Annotated in this window: 11 protein-coding genes; 3 read left to right on the forward strand and 8 right to left on the reverse strand. The window is 65.7% G+C overall.

What is annotated here, in order from left to right; translation table 11 throughout:
• Positions 1–4 precede the first annotated feature (4 nt).
• Positions 5–235 carry a hypothetical protein gene (locus WC729_RS01185; RefSeq protein ID WP_372848695.1) on the reverse strand — a complete coding sequence of 77 codons (231 nt, stop codon included), beginning with the start codon at positions 233–235 and terminating at the stop codon, positions 5–7.
• 510 nt (positions 236–745) lie between these two features.
• On the opposite strand from WC729_RS01185, the gene WC729_RS01190 reads away from it, so the two are divergent.
• From WC729_RS01190 to WC729_RS01200, 3 genes are all read left to right on the forward strand, one after another.
• A complete protein-coding gene (locus WC729_RS01190; RefSeq protein WP_372848697.1) occupies positions 746–1,438 on the forward strand; it encodes a hypothetical protein in 693 nt (230 codons plus the stop codon).
• Positions 1,438–3,021 carry a terminase gene (locus WC729_RS01195; protein WP_372848699.1) on the forward strand — a complete coding sequence of 528 codons (1,584 nt, stop codon included), beginning with the start codon at positions 1,438–1,440 and terminating at the stop codon, positions 3,019–3,021. Before WC729_RS01190 ends, WC729_RS01195 begins: the two co-directional genes overlap by 1 nt.
• A 280-nt stretch (positions 3,022–3,301) precedes the next feature.
• A complete protein-coding gene (locus WC729_RS01200) occupies positions 3,302–6,793 on the forward strand; it encodes an autotransporter domain-containing protein (RefSeq protein WP_372848701.1) in 3,492 nt (1,163 codons plus the stop codon).
• A 58-nt stretch (positions 6,794–6,851) separates the two neighbouring features.
• On the opposite strand, the gene WC729_RS01205 is transcribed toward WC729_RS01200, so the two are convergent.
• The 7 genes from WC729_RS01205 to WC729_RS01235 form a co-directional block, all read right to left on the reverse strand.
• Positions 6,852–7,433, reverse strand: a complete 582-nt coding sequence (locus tag WC729_RS01205) for an outer membrane protein (RefSeq protein WP_372848703.1) — start codon at positions 7,431–7,433, stop codon at positions 6,852–6,854.
• Positions 7,434–7,546: 113 nt separating this feature from the next.
• A complete protein-coding gene (locus tag WC729_RS01210; RefSeq protein WP_372848705.1) occupies positions 7,547–9,871 on the reverse strand; it encodes a TonB-dependent receptor domain-containing protein in 2,325 nt (774 codons plus the stop codon).
• Positions 9,837–10,772: a FecR domain-containing protein gene (locus tag WC729_RS01215; protein ID WP_372848707.1), complete on the reverse strand. Its 936-nt coding sequence runs from the start codon at positions 10,770–10,772 to the stop codon at positions 9,837–9,839. Before WC729_RS01215 ends, WC729_RS01210 begins: the two co-directional genes overlap by 35 nt.
• A 74-nt stretch (positions 10,773–10,846) precedes the next feature.
• A complete protein-coding gene (locus tag WC729_RS01220) occupies positions 10,847–11,320 on the reverse strand; it encodes a sigma-70 family RNA polymerase sigma factor (protein WP_372848709.1) in 474 nt (157 codons plus the stop codon).
• Between the two features lie 134 nt (positions 11,321–11,454).
• Entirely contained in the window at positions 11,455–12,804 is a 1,350-nt protein-coding gene (locus tag WC729_RS01225; protein ID WP_372848711.1) for a PepSY-associated TM helix domain-containing protein, read from the reverse strand.
• Complete coding sequence (locus tag WC729_RS01230; protein ID WP_372848713.1) at positions 12,801–13,376, reverse strand: hypothetical protein; 576 nt, start codon at positions 13,374–13,376, stop codon at positions 12,801–12,803. The genes WC729_RS01225 and WC729_RS01230 overlap by 4 nt, the downstream gene beginning before the upstream one ends.
• A gap of 2 nt (positions 13,377–13,378) precedes the next feature.
• Complete coding sequence (locus WC729_RS01235) at positions 13,379–15,514, reverse strand: TonB-dependent siderophore receptor (RefSeq protein WP_372848715.1); 2,136 nt, start codon at positions 15,512–15,514, stop codon at positions 13,379–13,381.
• Position 15,515: the final 1 nt, after the last annotated feature.

Consider the following 15,515-nt stretch of genomic DNA (forward strand, 5'->3'; position numbering starts at 1 on the left):
ACCGCTAGGGCGCGCCGGTGACCTTCAGGTTCTTGCGATTGTCGGCGGCGTCGAAGGTGTAGTTCGCCACGACATTGTTGTTCACCGTGCCGGAATGCTGGACCCGAACCAGGCGCCCCTTGGCATCATAGCTATAATTGATCGTCTCCGATCCGCTCGCGATCCCCGTCGCGCCAACCATAGCCACCGCGATCATTGCGCCGGTTATCAGGAACTCGAATGCTCTCTTCACCATCGTGCGATCCCCACCCGTTGGCGGCCTCCCGGCCGTGGAACAAATACAGAACAACTCAAAATCCAACATTGCAAGACACAATCGCTCGATCGGCGACTGCTCGTCCGTAACATCTTCAGATCATGGTACCTTGATACGCCCCCTGGACCCGTGGCGGCCGCCTGTCGCGACTCGCTGGCCCGTCAGCAATAGAGTCCAGCGACCGAATCACCGCAAGGCGAAACGCGCAGCAAAAACCGTTTCGGATCTAGTTGTTGGATACCTTGGCGGCAACCAACCGTGCCTCCCACGATGCCAGCGCCAGCCGCTGCGCGATCATCGCAAGGCGCCGCCACACACGAAGTCGAGTGAAGGATTCCGGTGGCAACGCACTTTCTTTTTATCTATCATATTGAAATATATCTATAATTATCTAAGCCCCGCAATATCGAAAATGTCAGCAAACTCCCTGACATTCCCAACACGCGGCCATCGATTCAAACCTCATCCCGCCGCCGCTATCCCGGCACCATGATCTACGAACCAGAATTTGCCGATCAGGCCCGTGCCATGTGTCGCCTCGGCGCCACCGATGAAGAGCTCGCCGAGCATTTCCAGGTGTGCGTCCGCACCATCTATCGCTGGCGCAACACCCACGAAGCCTTCGCCGAGGCGGTGGTCGTCGGCAAGGAGCACGCCGACGCCCGGGTGGAACGCGCGCTTTATTCCCGCGCCGTCGGGTGCACCGTGGAGCGCACGAGGGTCTTCAAGCACGCCGGCGAGGATCCGGTCTACGCCACCTACAAGGAGCATCTCCCGCCCGATCCCGTCGCCGCGCGGCAATGGCTCCGCGTCCGCCAGCCGAAGACATGGAGCGACCATCAGGAGGAAGCGCGCGAGCCGACCTCCGTCGAGCGGATCGAAAGGGCGCTCGCCCGCGTCAAGGATTACAACCCATCCTACCCGATGCCGCCACAACAGCTGGCTTCGCCACCGCCGCCATCACAGGAGTTGCCCCCGGCTGCGCCGCCGGAACCGGAGCAGGAACCGGAACTTCAGCAGGAACCGGAACCGGCTCCCGCCATGGACGCCGAACCAGCCCCGGCGCCCCCGCCGGTCCCGGTTCATCCGGACCCGCCTCCGGCTCCGGCTGCGCCTTCCGCCCCCGCACCCGCCCCGCGCCCTCTCCTGTTCGAGCCCTTTCCCCGCAATGGCGGTGGCTAATGGCTAAGTCCGCAGACCCCCAGCCGCTGTTCGATCGCATGATCGCCCACCGTCATGATCCGTTCGTCCACGCCAGTCTCGCCTATCCCTGGGGCGACGGCGCGCTGCGCGGCGTAGCCGGTCCGCGCGCATGGCAGCGCGAGGTGATGGAATCCATCGCCGCCCACCTCTCCAACCCCGCCACCCGCTTCACCCCGTGCCGCATCGCGCGCGCTTCGGGGCACGGCATCGGCAAGTCCGCGCTGATTGCGATGCTGATCAAATGGGGTCTCGATACGGGCATCGACACCCGCATCGTCGCCACCGCCAACACCGAAAGCCAGCTGCTCACCAAGACCGCGCCGGAGATCGCCAAATGGCACAACCTGTCGTTCACGAAGGACTGGTTCCGCGTCACCGCCACGTCGCTCGTCTCCACCGCGCCCGGCCATGACCGCTCCTGGCGCAGCGATCTCGTCACCTGGTCGGTCACCAATACCGAGGCGTTCGCCGGCCTGCACAACCAGGGCAAGCGCATCATCCTTATCTTCGACGAAGCCTCGGGCATCGCGCCCAAGGTCTGGGAGGTCGCGCTCGGCGCGCTGACCGACGAAGATACCGAGATCCTGTTCCTCGCCTTCGGCAACCCGACGATGAACACGGGCCCGTTCCGCGAATGCTTCGGCAAGCACCGCCATCTGTGGAACGCCGCGCAGATCGACAGCCGAACGGTAGAGGGTACCAACAAGGCCTATCTCGACGAGCTGGTCGCTACCTATGGCGAAGACAGCGACATCGTGAAGGTGCGCGTGCGCGGGCAATTCCCCATTGCCTCCTCGATGCAGTTCATCGGCAACGACCTGGTCGATCTCGCCCGCGCGCGAGAGGTGCACGGGATCACGCTCGATCCGGTGATCTTCGGCCTCGATTGCGCGCGCTTCGGCGACGATCATTCGACGCTGGCGATCCGCTGCGGCCGCGACGCGCGGTCGCGCCCGTGGAAGCGCTGGCACCGGGTCGATGCGATGAGCCTCGCCGGCGACGTCGCGCTCCAGGCGCAGGCGCTCCATCCCGACGCGATCTTCGTCGATGCCGGCAATATCGGCGCGGCGGTGGTCGATCGCCTGCGCCAGCTCGGCCTCGACAATGTCTATGAGGTCTGGTTCGGCGCGAAGGGCCGCGACGCAGTCTGGGCCGGCGATCTGCGCGTGCAGACCGCCAACAAAAGATCCGAGATGTGGACCAACATGCGCGGCTGGCTGACCGGCGGCGCCATCCCCGACGAGGAGGCGCTGGCCGCCGACCTGACCGGCGTCGAATATGGCTATGCCGCCGATCAGGTCTCGATCCTGCTCGAGAAGAAGGAGCATATGAAGGCCCGCGGCCTCGCCTCGCCCGACGACGCCGATGCGCTGGCACTGACCTTCGCCGAACCGGTGATGCCGCGCGAGCCCGCCTGGCTCGATCCGTGGCGCTATGGCGTGCAGCGGGAGCGGGAGCGCGAGACGACGGACGACATCTATCGCGAGCTGAAGGAGGACTCGTACGATGTGTATCGCGAGCTGTACGAGGATACCGAGGATATATATCGAGAGCTCAGATGAGCCATGCCTCCACAGATCCATGCATCATTCAACATGACCAGTGTCAAAACCGACGAACACCGGGAGCACCGGCCGTGCGCTCGTCTCGGTGCTTACTTGCCCCCTACTGACCTTGATCGACATTGTGACCTTCGGGACACAGTCCGGGAACGATTGGTGGTTTCCAGCCTGTACACTTCCGTAACGGCCCCATCGCCGCTTGACCTTCCCTTCCACAGCGATAGCCTTTGTTCATCTGAGAGAAAGGTTTCGACCTGGATCCGAATACGGGGGTATTTCAATGAATAAGACCGCTTCTCTGGCGACGTCGGCACGGTCGCGCGCGTTTCTGCTGGCAACGGCAGCCACGATGTCGATCGTCATTGCCGGCTCGGCAAATGCGCAGAGCGCCAATCTCGAGGATCCGACCAACGCGTATCGCGCCGCGCAGGACAGCGTCTCCGAAGCGCCGACCAGTGCCTTCCTCGAACGCCAGCATGGCTATGCGGTCGCGCCGGTCAGCGACTATCTCGAACCTCAGGTCGTCATCGCCAATCCGGGCACGCCGACCACGGCGCGTGACCCCAACAAAGTCACCGGCGTGGGCCAGATGATCGTGGACGAGCAGAACGGTTTCATCGGCCTATGCACCGGAACACTGATCAACCCGCGCACCGTAATCTTTGCCGCGCACTGCGTGAATGAGCGTGACGCGACTGCCTATGGCCAGAACAGCGGTGGCCAGCCGATCGCGTTCTTTTTCAACAACAGCGTCAATACCGCGGGCAACAGCGATCGTAACCTGTGGCTGTCCAATTATGCCACCAACACCTCGCGCTACATTTATGACGCCAATCAGATTCGCTACAATCCACTCTCCCTCGAACCGGAATCGGCGGGCTTCCTCTATGGCGACGTCGCGATCGCCTCACTCGACACGCCCGCCGAGGATATCCCGACCTGGGCGCTGCTCTTCTCCGCCCTTCCCGCGACTACCATCACCTCTGGCGGCACCGGCTATCATGTCGTCATCGATGGCTATGGCAATAACGGCACTGGCACCACCGGCTCGACGGGCGGGATCGATTATCGCCGCCGCATCGCCGAGAACACGCTCGGTGCCCTCGCTTCGCTCGACGAGTTCGAGACCTTCCTGTTCGGCGCGCCCAACGGCCTGCACCAGAATCTCTACTGGATCGATTTCGACGATCCCCGCCGCGGCACGCCCCAGGCGAGCGTGTTCGATTTCAACGCATGGCGCGACAATGCCCTGCCTAATGAAGGCATCACTGCCAGCGGCGATTCCGGCGGTCCGCTGATCCTGGACCGCACGTTCGCGCAGCAGGTCGTGATCGGCGTTCTCTCCGGCGGCTATACCCGTTTCTTCAACGGCCAGGCACCCAACGGCTATGGCACGGCGAGCTTCTACCAGCCGCTCTATCTCTATTGGGACTGGATTGCCGCCAATAACCCCTATCACTATGTCTCGGCCAAGGCCGGTGATGCCAAATGGTCCGACGCGACGCACTGGGTCAGCAATCTCGATCCCAACTACCAGATCATCGGCCCCAACGGCACGTTGGTGAACGGCGTTCCGACAACCCCAGGCGCCGGCACGGCGGAACAGCCAGGCTTCGGCCAGGCCTGCTTCGAAAGCGGTGGCGTGAGCGACTGCCTCGATATCGCCACCGGCACCGAGACGGTTGTCGTCCGACCGATCGGCCAGGACACAGCCGGCGTCGCGGGTGACGATCGCGGCACGGACACGGTCGCCGATCTCACCGGCAGCGCGGAAAGCCAGAGCGCGGGCGGATCGCAGACCACCAGCGGCACGGTCGTGGCTCTCCCCACGCCAACCATCTCTAACGGCCTACCGGGCGCGACGAATTTCGTGCCCAACAACAGCGACGGTGATCGCCTCGCCAACGTCATGTCGCGCTATTTCGACGTGACGCTGTCGGCGGCGGGTAAGACCACCCTCGACACGACCGTGACCGTGGACCGCTTTACCATCCGTGGTGCGGCGGCGCTCGACATCACCTCGGCCGGCTCGTTGACCAGCCTGATGGACATCAACCAGTTCGCCGGCACGATCAATGTCGACGGACTTCTGCGCACGCCGGGCGACTTCTTCATGATGACCGGCGGCCTGAGCGGTAGCGGCACCATCCGCACGCCGTTCTTCACCAACGTCGCTGGCACCATCTCACCCGGCACCTCGACCACCACCGGCACGCTCACCTTCGAAGGCAATATCATCCTGTCGTCGGGCAGCCTCGTCGCGATCAACCTTGGCGCGAACGGCGTGTCGGACAAGATCGTGGTCAAGGCGACGAGCTTCACCGGCACGACGCCCAACAACGGCACCGCCAGTCTGGGCGGCTTCGTCACCTTCGCTCCGGCGGCCGGCTACACCATCCGGGCGGGCGACTATTACACCTTCCTCACCACCGAAAGGCCGATCGACGGCACGACGAAGTTCGCCACCCCCGCCCCGATCAGCGCCATCCTGACGCCGCGCCTGACCTATCAGGCGCAGTCGGTCTCGGTGACGATCGATGCCGGGCTCTATGCCAATGTCGTCGCCAACACACCGGTGCAGACCGCCTATGCGAGGCTGCTCGACCAGGACCGTATCGTCTATAACGACCTGCGCGACCTGTACGGCATCCTCGACATGCAGAACGCGGCGACGATCCGCTCCACGCTCGAGGGCCTCGCGCCCCGCGCCGAGACCACCCGTCAGGCACTGGCGACCGCGTCGGTCGACAATACCGGCCGCTTCTACCGCGATCGCCTCGCCTCGCTCGAGGTCGGCAATCTGGGTGGCACGGTCGCGATGATCGGCAAGCCGTTCCAGATCGCTGCGCTTGCCTCGTCCGGCATGCCCGGCACGCAGGAAACCCGCAGCGATGCGGGCGGCGGCATGGTCAGCCAGGAAGGCAAGCTGCCCGAGACGATGAGCGCGTTCGTTGCGGGCGGCTATATCGACGGCCACAGCGCCTCGATGCCGACCGCCGTTCCGCTGGCCGGCCGCGATCAGTTCAACGGCTGGTTCGTCGCGGCAGGCCTTGAGGCCGACGTTGGCGAGCGCGCGCTGCTCGGCTTCTCCTTTGCCTATACCGATCTCGACTCCACCCCGTCCTTTATGGGCCAGGAGGCGAGCAGCACGCTCTTCCAGGGCACGCTGTACGGCAAGGTCAAGACGCATGGCGGCCTGTTCCTCGACGGCACGTTCAGCGCGGGCGTGTTCGACTCGCGCACCGTCCGCAACGTCAGCCTGGCGGGTACGAACTATCGCCTGGTCGGCAAGGACCAGTCGCTGTTCATCTCGGGTGAGGTCGGAGCCGGCGGCTCGGTTCCGGTCAGCAGTTCGATCGTGCTCGATCCCCGCGTCTCGCTGCGCGCCACGCGGATCATGTTCGACACGATCAACGAGACGGGCGGCGGCCCGGCCCTGGTGTACAAGCCGGGCAGCCTCGACAGCGTCCAGGCCCGCGCCGGGTTCAACGCGCACGGCAACAGTGCGACGGTCAAGCCGTACGTCTCGGCCTATTGGGTGCATGATTTCGGCCGGCAGCCCGGCTTTGTCGGCGCGAACTTCGTCGGCGGGGTCGGCCCCAACGCGCTGTTCGCGGTGGCCAGCTCGGACAATGACTGGGCCGAAGCCAGCGCCGGCCTGACCTTCTCGGCCAGCGACAAGGTCTCGCTGTCAGTGGGTGCGAACACCACGATCGGTCGCAGCGACGTGACCAACCAGAGCTATCACGGGACGATCACCTTCGCCTTCTGATCGCCCGGTTCGCGCATGAAGAAGGGGCCGCTTCCGGGTGGAAGCGGCCCCCTTTTCGTCAGAAGCGGTAACCGAGGCCGACCACGGCCTGGTGGCTGCTATAGGGGCCCTCATGGTTCGAGTAGCGATACTCGGTCTTGAGCGTCAGGCCGCTCTCGAGCCGCTTCTCGACGCCGAGCCCGACCCGGAAGCCGTCAGTCGTGCCGCTGCCCGAATAGCTGGCCGGCCCGCTCCCGCCCGAGGTGTAGTCGAAGGCCCGGCGCAGATTGGTATAGCCGCCCTTGGCGTAGAGCAGGGTCGACTCCCCCAGCACGGTGCCGACACGGCCGCCCACATACAGGTCGCGGCCCGGCTTCTCGCACGATCGGGCGTTGGCGCCGCCGGGGTAGTAATAAGTGGTGCAGTCCGTCGCGGTCGCGCCGGTCACTTCGCCCTCGAGGCCGAAGACGATGTGGTCGGACTGCCAGTCATACCCAAGCTGCCCGCCATAGAGCGCGCCGACCTTGGCATCGCCGAACGACTGGCTGACCTCGACCCCGCCGATGACGGTGACGCTGGCGCCTTCGAACGGCTTGTCCTGCGCAAGGGCTGGTCCCGCCACGAACCCGGACAGCGTGATTGCTGCGGCAAATAGACGCATTACTTCCTCCTACCATGATGTTGGGAGACCGCCCGCCGCGGCCGCTGGTTGTTCGGTCTCATCGTCGCAATGACGGGCTCGCCGGGCGAAACCGCAGTCGGCCGGAAATCTTTTTAGAAGCGGCGCGAAGCCGACAGCGAGACGGTGCGCGGACGGAGCGGCGTATACTGGCGCGTCGTCCTCACCGAGAACGGGTTGCCGAAGGCGAAGGTATCGGCGCTCGCGTCGAGCAGATTGTCGATATCGGCGCGGAGAGTCAGCCGGTCGCGGCCGGCAGAGACGCCGAACCGGCCGACGACATAGGCCGGCGTCCGCCGATCGAGATCGGCGTCGAGGCTCAGGCGCGAGGCGCCGACCAGGTTCGCCGACACGCCCGGCGTGATCCGCCACCCGTAAAGGTCCACGTCGCGCGCCAGGGCAAGCCGCGCTGATACGTCCGGCACTACCGGCAAGCGCACACCAGGCAACAGCGCGCTGCCGTCCGCGGCATGGTGAAGGCGCGGACGCTGCCAGATCGCGCCCGCTTTCAGCCGCCACCCGTCGGGCAGCCGCCAATCCGCCGACAGGTCGGCACCGATGATGGTCGCCCGGCCGACATTGTGCGTGGCTATCAGCCCATTGGCCCGCAGATAGTCCGACTGGACATTCTTCCAGTCCGCCCTGAACAGGCTCCCGTCGAGGCTCAGCCGCCCCCCGTCCAGCCGTACGCGCCCGCCCAGATCGACGCTGCGCACCTCATCGGCATCATAGCGTCGCGTGACGGCGTTGCCGGTATCGAGACCGCCCGGCCGAAACGCGGTTCCGAAGCGGGCATAGAGCAGCTGGTCGGGCGCGATCTCGTACGACAGGGAGGCGCTGGGCGTGACGCTGAGCGAGGTCTTGGCCCGGGCCGCGAGATAGGCGGGCTCGAACCGATCGTCCCGCGTGTCCGTCCGGAAACCGCGGAAGCCGATACCCAGCCTCAACCGGGGCAGCAGCGGCAATGATCCGTCAGCGAAGATCGCGGTCTCCATCACGCGCCGATGAGCTGACAGGACCCCTTCCATCGGCCCGTTGCCCGACAGTAACGGGCCGTTCGCATCGGTTCGCGCCAGCATGAACGACGCCCCCGTGACCCAGGCGAAGCGGCTGCCCGGCGCCGAGCCGAGGCGGACCTCCTGATCGAACACCAGATAGCGCCGCCAGTCGAGATAGAGCGCGGGCTGCCCAACGCCGAGCGCCGCCGCCGATGCGGACGCATCATAGACATCGCTCTGGTTCTGCCTCGTCAGCCCCGTCACGATCGTCAGCGGAAGCGACCCGATCGACCCAGCGATCGTGGTCTGCAGGATTTCGACCCTGCCGGAACGCGGCTCGCGCACCGGCACATCGCGGGAGCGGGCTTCGCCGGCACGATAGACATACTGGCTATCCTGCGTGTCGATCGTCTGCACCACCGCGCTCAGATCGACGGTCCAGCCGTCGAAGGGCACGACGCGCAAGGCGACCCGCCCACCGAGTGTCACCGACCGGTTCAGGTCGCGGCCGAACTTCGCGTCGTCGATCCATCCGGGATCCGCCGCTGCATAGCCGACGACCCGCACCGCGACCCGGTCGCTGATCAGCGGCAGGTTAAGCACGCCCTCCGCCTGTTTGCCCAGGCCTCCGCTTGCGGTGGACGAGATACCAAGCCCGGCCTCGCCCTCGATCAGCCCGAGCACCGGGCGGTTGGTGACGATGCGATAGACACCGCCAAGGGCGCCGGTGCCATAGAGCGGCCCCTGCGGACCCTTCAGCACTTCCACGCGTGCGACATCGATCAACCGCAAGCCCGGCTCGGGCGCGTCATAGGTCACGCGCGCATCGTCGAACTGGACGCTGACGGTCGACTGGCTGAGTCCGTTGAAAGGGCTGTCGGCAATGCCGCGAATGAACAGCCGGCCGCCCCCCTGGCCATTGGTGAGCGACAGCCCCTGCGTCGCGCGCGCGACGTCGCGGGTCGTTATGCTGGCTCCGGGCAGGTCTTCGCCGTCCGGCACATAGACCGCGACGGGTGCCGCTACGCCCGACAGGATCTCGGATTGCTTGCGCCCGGTAACGATGACGTCCTCGGCGGGGGCAACAGGCGGCTCGGGGGCCGCCCTGCCCTCATCGACTGGCTTGCGCCGCACGACGCGATAGGCGCGCGAGCCGACGCGCACCGCGCGAAGATCGAGGGATCGAAGCATCCGGTCGAGCGCTTCGCTTACCGTCATGTCGCCACGCACCGCCCGTACCGCGCGTCGCGGCATCGGGCCGTCGGAGGCGAACGAGATGCCGGTCTGCGCCGACAGCGCAGCGAGCGCATCGGCGACGTCGACCGCGCCGATATCGACACGATATCGGGTGTCGCGCGCCTGGGCGGGATTGGGGCAAAGCGCGGCGCTAGCGGCCAGCGCTGTCGCCAAGACGTATCGCATCGCCATCCGTTCGTGTCTTCAGGCCGGTCAACTCGCCAAGCGCTGCCACCATGGCCGTGCGATCGCCGGGCGCGATCACGCCGGAAAAGCGGCGGCGAGCGACCGCCGGGTCGATCGTCACTGGACGTCCAGTGGAACGCGCAATGTCCGCGGCCACCATCGCCAGCGGCACATCGTCATAGACCAGCGCCCCCTTTCGCCAGGCGCCGACAGACTGCGCGCGCGCCGGCCGCAGGTCGGCCGGGTCGCCGGCTCCCGTCAGGGTCAGCGCCTTGCCCGCACCGACCTCCACCTCGCCGGCGACATGGGGTGAGCGGACCGCCACGCGTCCTTCGGCCACCGCAACCCGCACCATGCCGCCGCTCGTGGAGACCTCGAACCGGGTCCCCACGTCGCGGATTTCATAGCCGCCAGCCTGCACGACCATGGGATGCGCGGCATCGTGACGCACATCGAAAAAGGCGTTGCCCTCGAGCGTCATGGGGACATCGCGCGACCTGGCCACACGCAGGATGCTGCCCGGCGCCAGCGTCGCGGTGGAGCCGTCGGCAAGGCGTACGTCGCGTGGCTGGCCCATCGGCGCGCGATAGGCGATGGTTTCGGGCGTCCGGTCCTGCGGCCATCGCAGGATGCCGATGGCAATCACCGCGATCAGGACGGCCGCGATCGCCCCCCAGACGGCAATGCGAGGGGCGCGGCGCGGCATCGGTTCGGCCGGCAGCAATCGGGACAGCATCGGCCGCGCCGCATCGATCCGCGCATCGAGCAGGGCGATCGCATCATAGGCCTCGCGATGGCGTGGATCGGCCTCCAGCCATTCAGCGAAGGCCATCCAGTCCATGTCGTCGTCAGCCTGCGCCAGATGCCAGCGCGCGGCCGCTTCGTCCGTCTCTGCGCTCATGCCGTCACCATCGGCGCGATCTTGCGATCATGCCGCCCTGTTACACCCTTCAGACGTCGCCGATCCCGCATACCTCAGTCCTTCATCACGCGCCGCAGGTGCGCCATCGCGACTGCGATATGTTTCTCGACGCCGCTGCGGCTGATGCCCAGCCGCGCGGCGATCTCCGCGTGCGACAGCCCCTCCAGCTTGTGCAGCCGGAATGCCCGTCCGGCGGCTTCGGGCAGCGCCGCGATCGCGGATGCCAGCGCAGCGGCTTCCTCGCGTGCCAGCAGGTCGGCCTCCGCATTGGGAGACAGGTCGGCCGGCTCGGCGCCCGGCCCGCTATGCGCCGTAGCCCATTGGCGGTCGCGCGCCGCGGTACGTTGCCGTGCCCGGACAGCGTCCAGCGCGATGTTCTGCGCGGCGCGATAGAGATAGGCCCTGCCATTGGCGATCGGTCCGGAATCGACTGCCTGGAGCCGGAGCCACAAATCCTGGAGCACGTCCTCCGCCGCCGCGGGATCGCCAAGGCGCGCAGTCAGGAACCGCAGCAATTCGCCGCGCATTTCCGTATAGACCTGGGCGAGTCCGGATGACTGGGCGGAAACGGGTACGTCCTTCGCTTGTTGCCCGCGTGTGTGCCGCGCCCCGCAACGATGGGCAAGGACCGGCTTTCAGCGCGCCCTCAAGCGGACGATCGTCACGAAACCCCGAGTGCCAGCGCGGTGCCCAGAAGCAGCGCCACGACCAGGGATCGCCTCAAGAGCTTTTCCAGCTTTCCCCGCGTCGTGACGAGCAACGCGATGGGGATCAGCGCCGCCGTGGCGAGCCAGTAGGTCGCGACGAGCGGCACGCCGTTCCCGAGCAGCTTGCGCAGGATGAAGGTCGCGGCGAGGATCAGCGGCGATCCCCAGACCACGGCATCCCACAGCGCCCGGAGCCGCGGCTCCTGGATACCGCGGCGCTCGCGTTTGCCGAGCCAGATATAGCTGCCGGTTGCGCAGATGCCGGTCAGCGCCAGTCCGAGAAGGAAATAGACCAGCTTGACGGGCAAGCCGCCGAAATTGCCGAAATGCAGATTGTACGTCGACGCCGAGGCCTGTTGCCCGAGCGCGCCGTCGGAGAGGCCTGCCGTACCGACGAAGCGACCCAGCCCGTCGAAATTATAATATTCGCCGAAGACCAGCCGGCGCTCCGGCGTCCCCAGGATCTGGATGTGCTGACCGGCGGTCATCGGGTCGTGCAGCGTGACATAGGTCAGCCGCAACCCGGGATAGTGCGCCTTCATATAGTCCAGCGCCGTCGCGACATCCGGCGCGGGTGCCGCCTTCTTGTCCGGCTTTCCTTCCGCACCGAAGATCGGCGCATAGACGGCCTCGACATTGCCGCGATAGCTGAGTTGCGCCACGCCATAAGCAGTGATGCTGCCCAGGCCGATCAGCGCACCGGTAAGCGCGATCGCGACAGTGAATGGCAGGGTCCAGACACTCAGGCGGTTGTGCCAGTCGGCAAGGCCAAGACCATTGCTGTCGCGTGCGCGCAACCGGAAGGCATCGCGGAAGATGCGCGGATGCGCGATGACGCCGGACAGCGTCAGCGCCAGCATCATCACGCCGAGCGCTCCGACGATGGTGATGCCGATGACGCCCGGAATATTCAGGATGTAGTGGAGTTCGACCAGAAAGTCGGACCAGGCGATTTCCTCCTTGGCGGCAACGGCGCCCTGGGCATCGAGATGGACGGCCTGGGTGTCGGTCGTGATCGTGGCACGCGGCAGGGTATCGACCGGCAGATGGACGTAGAGATGCGTGGTCTTCGGCTTGCCCGCTTCGCTCGCCAGCACCGCTGCGACCCCGCGCTGGACTGCCTGCGGATCGATCGCCGTCATTTCCGGTGCATTGCGCTGCTCGATCCGCTGCCATTCTTCATAGAAGACGGCGAGAGTCCCGGTGAGGCTGACGATGTAGAGCAGCGCACCTGCCAGCAAGCCGATCGCGGCATGCGCCGAGAGGGCACGCTTGACCGTGGAGCTTTCGGGAGCGACCGTCACGCTGCCACTCCGATGATCACTGCCACTATGCCCGGCACTGCGGACATCGCCAGCAGCCGCCATTGTTTCGCGCGGCGTTCTTCCATCAGCACCGCAAAGGCGAGCAGCGTCCAGGCGAGCGGCATCACGAAGAAGCTCGCGACATTGGCATTGGCGTCACCCGCACCCGACCAGGCCACGAGACCGCGCGCCGCGAGGGCCAGCCCGACCGAGACGATCATCGCGACCAGAACGACGATCAGGAAGGTGACGATCCGTCGCCCGAGCTGCCATGGCTCGCCGCTTTCCGGCAACGCACCCGCGCGCCGGTTAGATGCCTTGTTGGTCGTGGTCGGCGCCGAGCCGGCCGCGTAAGCGAGGATCAGCAGCGCCGCCGCCATGCCGAACAATGAAGCGACGGCCGTTCCCCAGGCGCCGGCGCTCACCCATCCCAGGACAACGCCGAGCGCGAACAGGCCCCAGCCCGCACTGTTCCAGGCCGGGGAGCGCTTCGGCAGGGACCAGGCGAAGCGCAATGCCGCGCTCCCGCACGCCGCGCTGGCTCCCGCCGCGATGAGAAGACCGTCACTCATCATCAGAAACGATAGGTCGCGCCGAGGGTGAAGCTGCGCGGCGCGCCGTAGCGATACTGGCTGTAGAAGCCGATCTGGCTGTAATAGGTCTTGTCGAGCAGGTTCTCGATATTGGCCTGGAGCTGCAGCTTCTCGGTGAGCGCGTACCGGGCCATCAGGCTGACCAGCGCATAGCCGTCCTGCTCGAACCGGAAGACTGCGTTCGTGACCGGGTTGCTGCCGGTCGAATACGCCTTGCTGCGATAATTGACGCCGCCGCCGACCGTCAGCCCGCTTAGCACCCCTGGCAGGGTGTAGGTCGTGAACAGCTTGACCAGGGTGCGCGGCTGATCGGTGTTGATCGGGCCGCCCTTCTCATCCTCGATCTTGAAATGGCTGGCGCCAAAATTGACGTTCCAGCCGGGCAATGGCTTGCCGGTGACCTCGAGCTCGACACCTTGGCTCACAATATTGTCAGCCTCGCGATAATAATTCTGCGGCAGACCGCCGGGCGGCGTGGCGATGCCGAGGAGCACTGCCAGATTGTCCTGCTCGATGCGGAACAGGGCGAGCGAGGTTTGCAACGCCTCGTTGAAGAAGGCGCTCTTCACGCCGATTTCATAGGCCTTGCCGTCAAGCGGCGCGAGCTGCCGGAAATTGATGTCCTGTGCGTTCTGCGGCTGGAAGATCTTGGTGAAGCTCGCATAGAGGCGATGGTTCGACGTGACGTCGTAGAGTGCGCCGACATAGGGGATGAACACATTGTCATCGCCGTAATTGCTCGTCGTCCCGAAGGAGAAGCCCGTCTGCTTCCAGCTCGACAGGCGGCCGCCGCCGATCAGCTTGAGCCGGTCGCTGACGTTGAGGCGCAGCGCGCCATAATAGCCGGTCTGCTCGACGCGTTCCCTGACATCCAGCGAGCCGGTCGTCGAGAAACCCGGATAGGGATAGGCGCTGCCGCCCAGGGTCGCGAAATCCGTGCCGGGCAGGAAGGCCAGCGCGGAATAGGTCGTATCGTCGCGGTTCTGCACGCTGTGCAGCGCCCCCAGCACGAGCTCATGATCGCGGCCGAACAGGCTGATCCGACCCTTCACCTGGGCGTCGAAGCTGTTCTGGATGCTCTTGCCCTTGTCCTTGTAGGGATAGCCGAACTGAATATCCCCGGTCGCCTTGTCGACCAGACCGGAGAGGTAGAGCAGCTCGGTGGACTGGGCATTCTTGAGCCGGTTGTAATTGGCAGTCACGCTCCAACCGCCGCCGAAATCATGGCTCAAGGTGGCGAAGATGTTCTGGTTGACGGTATCCCAGAAAGTCCAGGGTGCCGCGGGCGTCAGCGAGCGCGGCCAGACCGCGAAGCTGCCATCGGTGTAAAAGCTGGGTAGCGCACCCCAGGTCGGCGCATCGGGCCTACCTTCCTGGTGGCTGATGCCGGCGCGCAGCAAGGTGTTGTCGGTGATGTCGGCATCGACCACGCCGTACAGGACGAATTTCTGGTTGTTGTAGAGATCGATATAGCTCTCGGCCTCCTCATAGCGGCCGACGGCGCGGACGCGGATGCGGCCGTCCGAGGTGAGCGCACCGCCGACATCGCCCGATATGCGCCAGGTGTTCCAGCTGCCGTAACTGGCGTTGGCGTAGCCGGACCAGTCGGTGCTATCGGCATGTTTGCGGACCAGGTTGACCGAGGCGGAAGGGTCGCCCGCACCGCTGAGCAGGCCGGTCGCGCCGCGGACGATCTCGACGCGGTCGAAGATCGACACATCGGCCATGGTCTCACCCGCGCCGCCGGCCAGCGTCCAGGCGGTCGGCACGCCATCGACCTGATAGTTCCGGATCTCGAAGCCGCGCGCGTAGAAGCTGTTTCGGACATCATCGACTTCATTGACCGTCACGCCCACGCCGTTCTGGATCACGTCGGCGACGGTGGTCAAATTCTGGTCGAGGATGCGCTGCGCGGTGATGATGCTGACGGACTGCGGCGTCTCGCGCACCGTCAGGCCGAGGCCGGTCGCCGTGTCGATCTTGTCGGGCAGCGTGTAGGTGCCCGTGACGACGATATCGTCGCCTGACTCGACCTTTTCCTCCGCCGTCTGGGCCGCTGCCGGGAACGCCAGCGCGAGCAATGAGCCGCCGAGAAGCAGTGATATGGTGGGTTTCAAT

Source organism: Sphingomonas sp. (assembly GCF_041661825.1).
Classification (GTDB): domain Bacteria; phylum Pseudomonadota; class Alphaproteobacteria; order Sphingomonadales; family Sphingomonadaceae; genus Sphingomonas.

What these genes read in the sequence shown, in the direction of transcription:
- WC729_RS01185 (WP_372848695.1), bottom strand. Translation starts at nt 235, where the DNA reads ATGGTGAAGAGAGCATTCGAGTTCCTGATAACCGGCGCAATGATCGCG.
- WC729_RS01190 (WP_372848697.1), top strand. Translation starts at nt 746, where the DNA reads ATGATCTACGAACCAGAATTTGCCGATCAGGCCCGTGCCATGTGTCGC.
- WC729_RS01195 (WP_372848699.1), top strand. Translation starts at nt 1,438, where the DNA reads ATGGCTAAGTCCGCAGACCCCCAGCCGCTGTTCGATCGCATGATCGCC.
- WC729_RS01200 (WP_372848701.1), top strand. Translation starts at nt 3,302, where the DNA reads ATGAATAAGACCGCTTCTCTGGCGACGTCGGCACGGTCGCGCGCGTTT.
- WC729_RS01205 (WP_372848703.1), bottom strand. Translation starts at nt 7,433, where the DNA reads ATGCGTCTATTTGCCGCAGCAATCACGCTGTCCGGGTTCGTGGCGGGA.
- WC729_RS01210 (WP_372848705.1), bottom strand. Translation starts at nt 9,871, where the DNA reads ATGCGATACGTCTTGGCGACAGCGCTGGCCGCTAGCGCCGCGCTTTGC.
- WC729_RS01215 (WP_372848707.1), bottom strand. Translation starts at nt 10,772, where the DNA reads ATGAGCGCAGAGACGGACGAAGCGGCCGCGCGCTGGCATCTGGCGCAG.
- WC729_RS01220 (WP_372848709.1), bottom strand. Translation starts at nt 11,320, where the DNA reads ATGCGCGGCGAATTGCTGCGGTTCCTGACTGCGCGCCTTGGCGATCCC.
- WC729_RS01230 (WP_372848713.1), bottom strand. Translation starts at nt 13,376, where the DNA reads ATGAGTGACGGTCTTCTCATCGCGGCGGGAGCCAGCGCGGCGTGCGGG.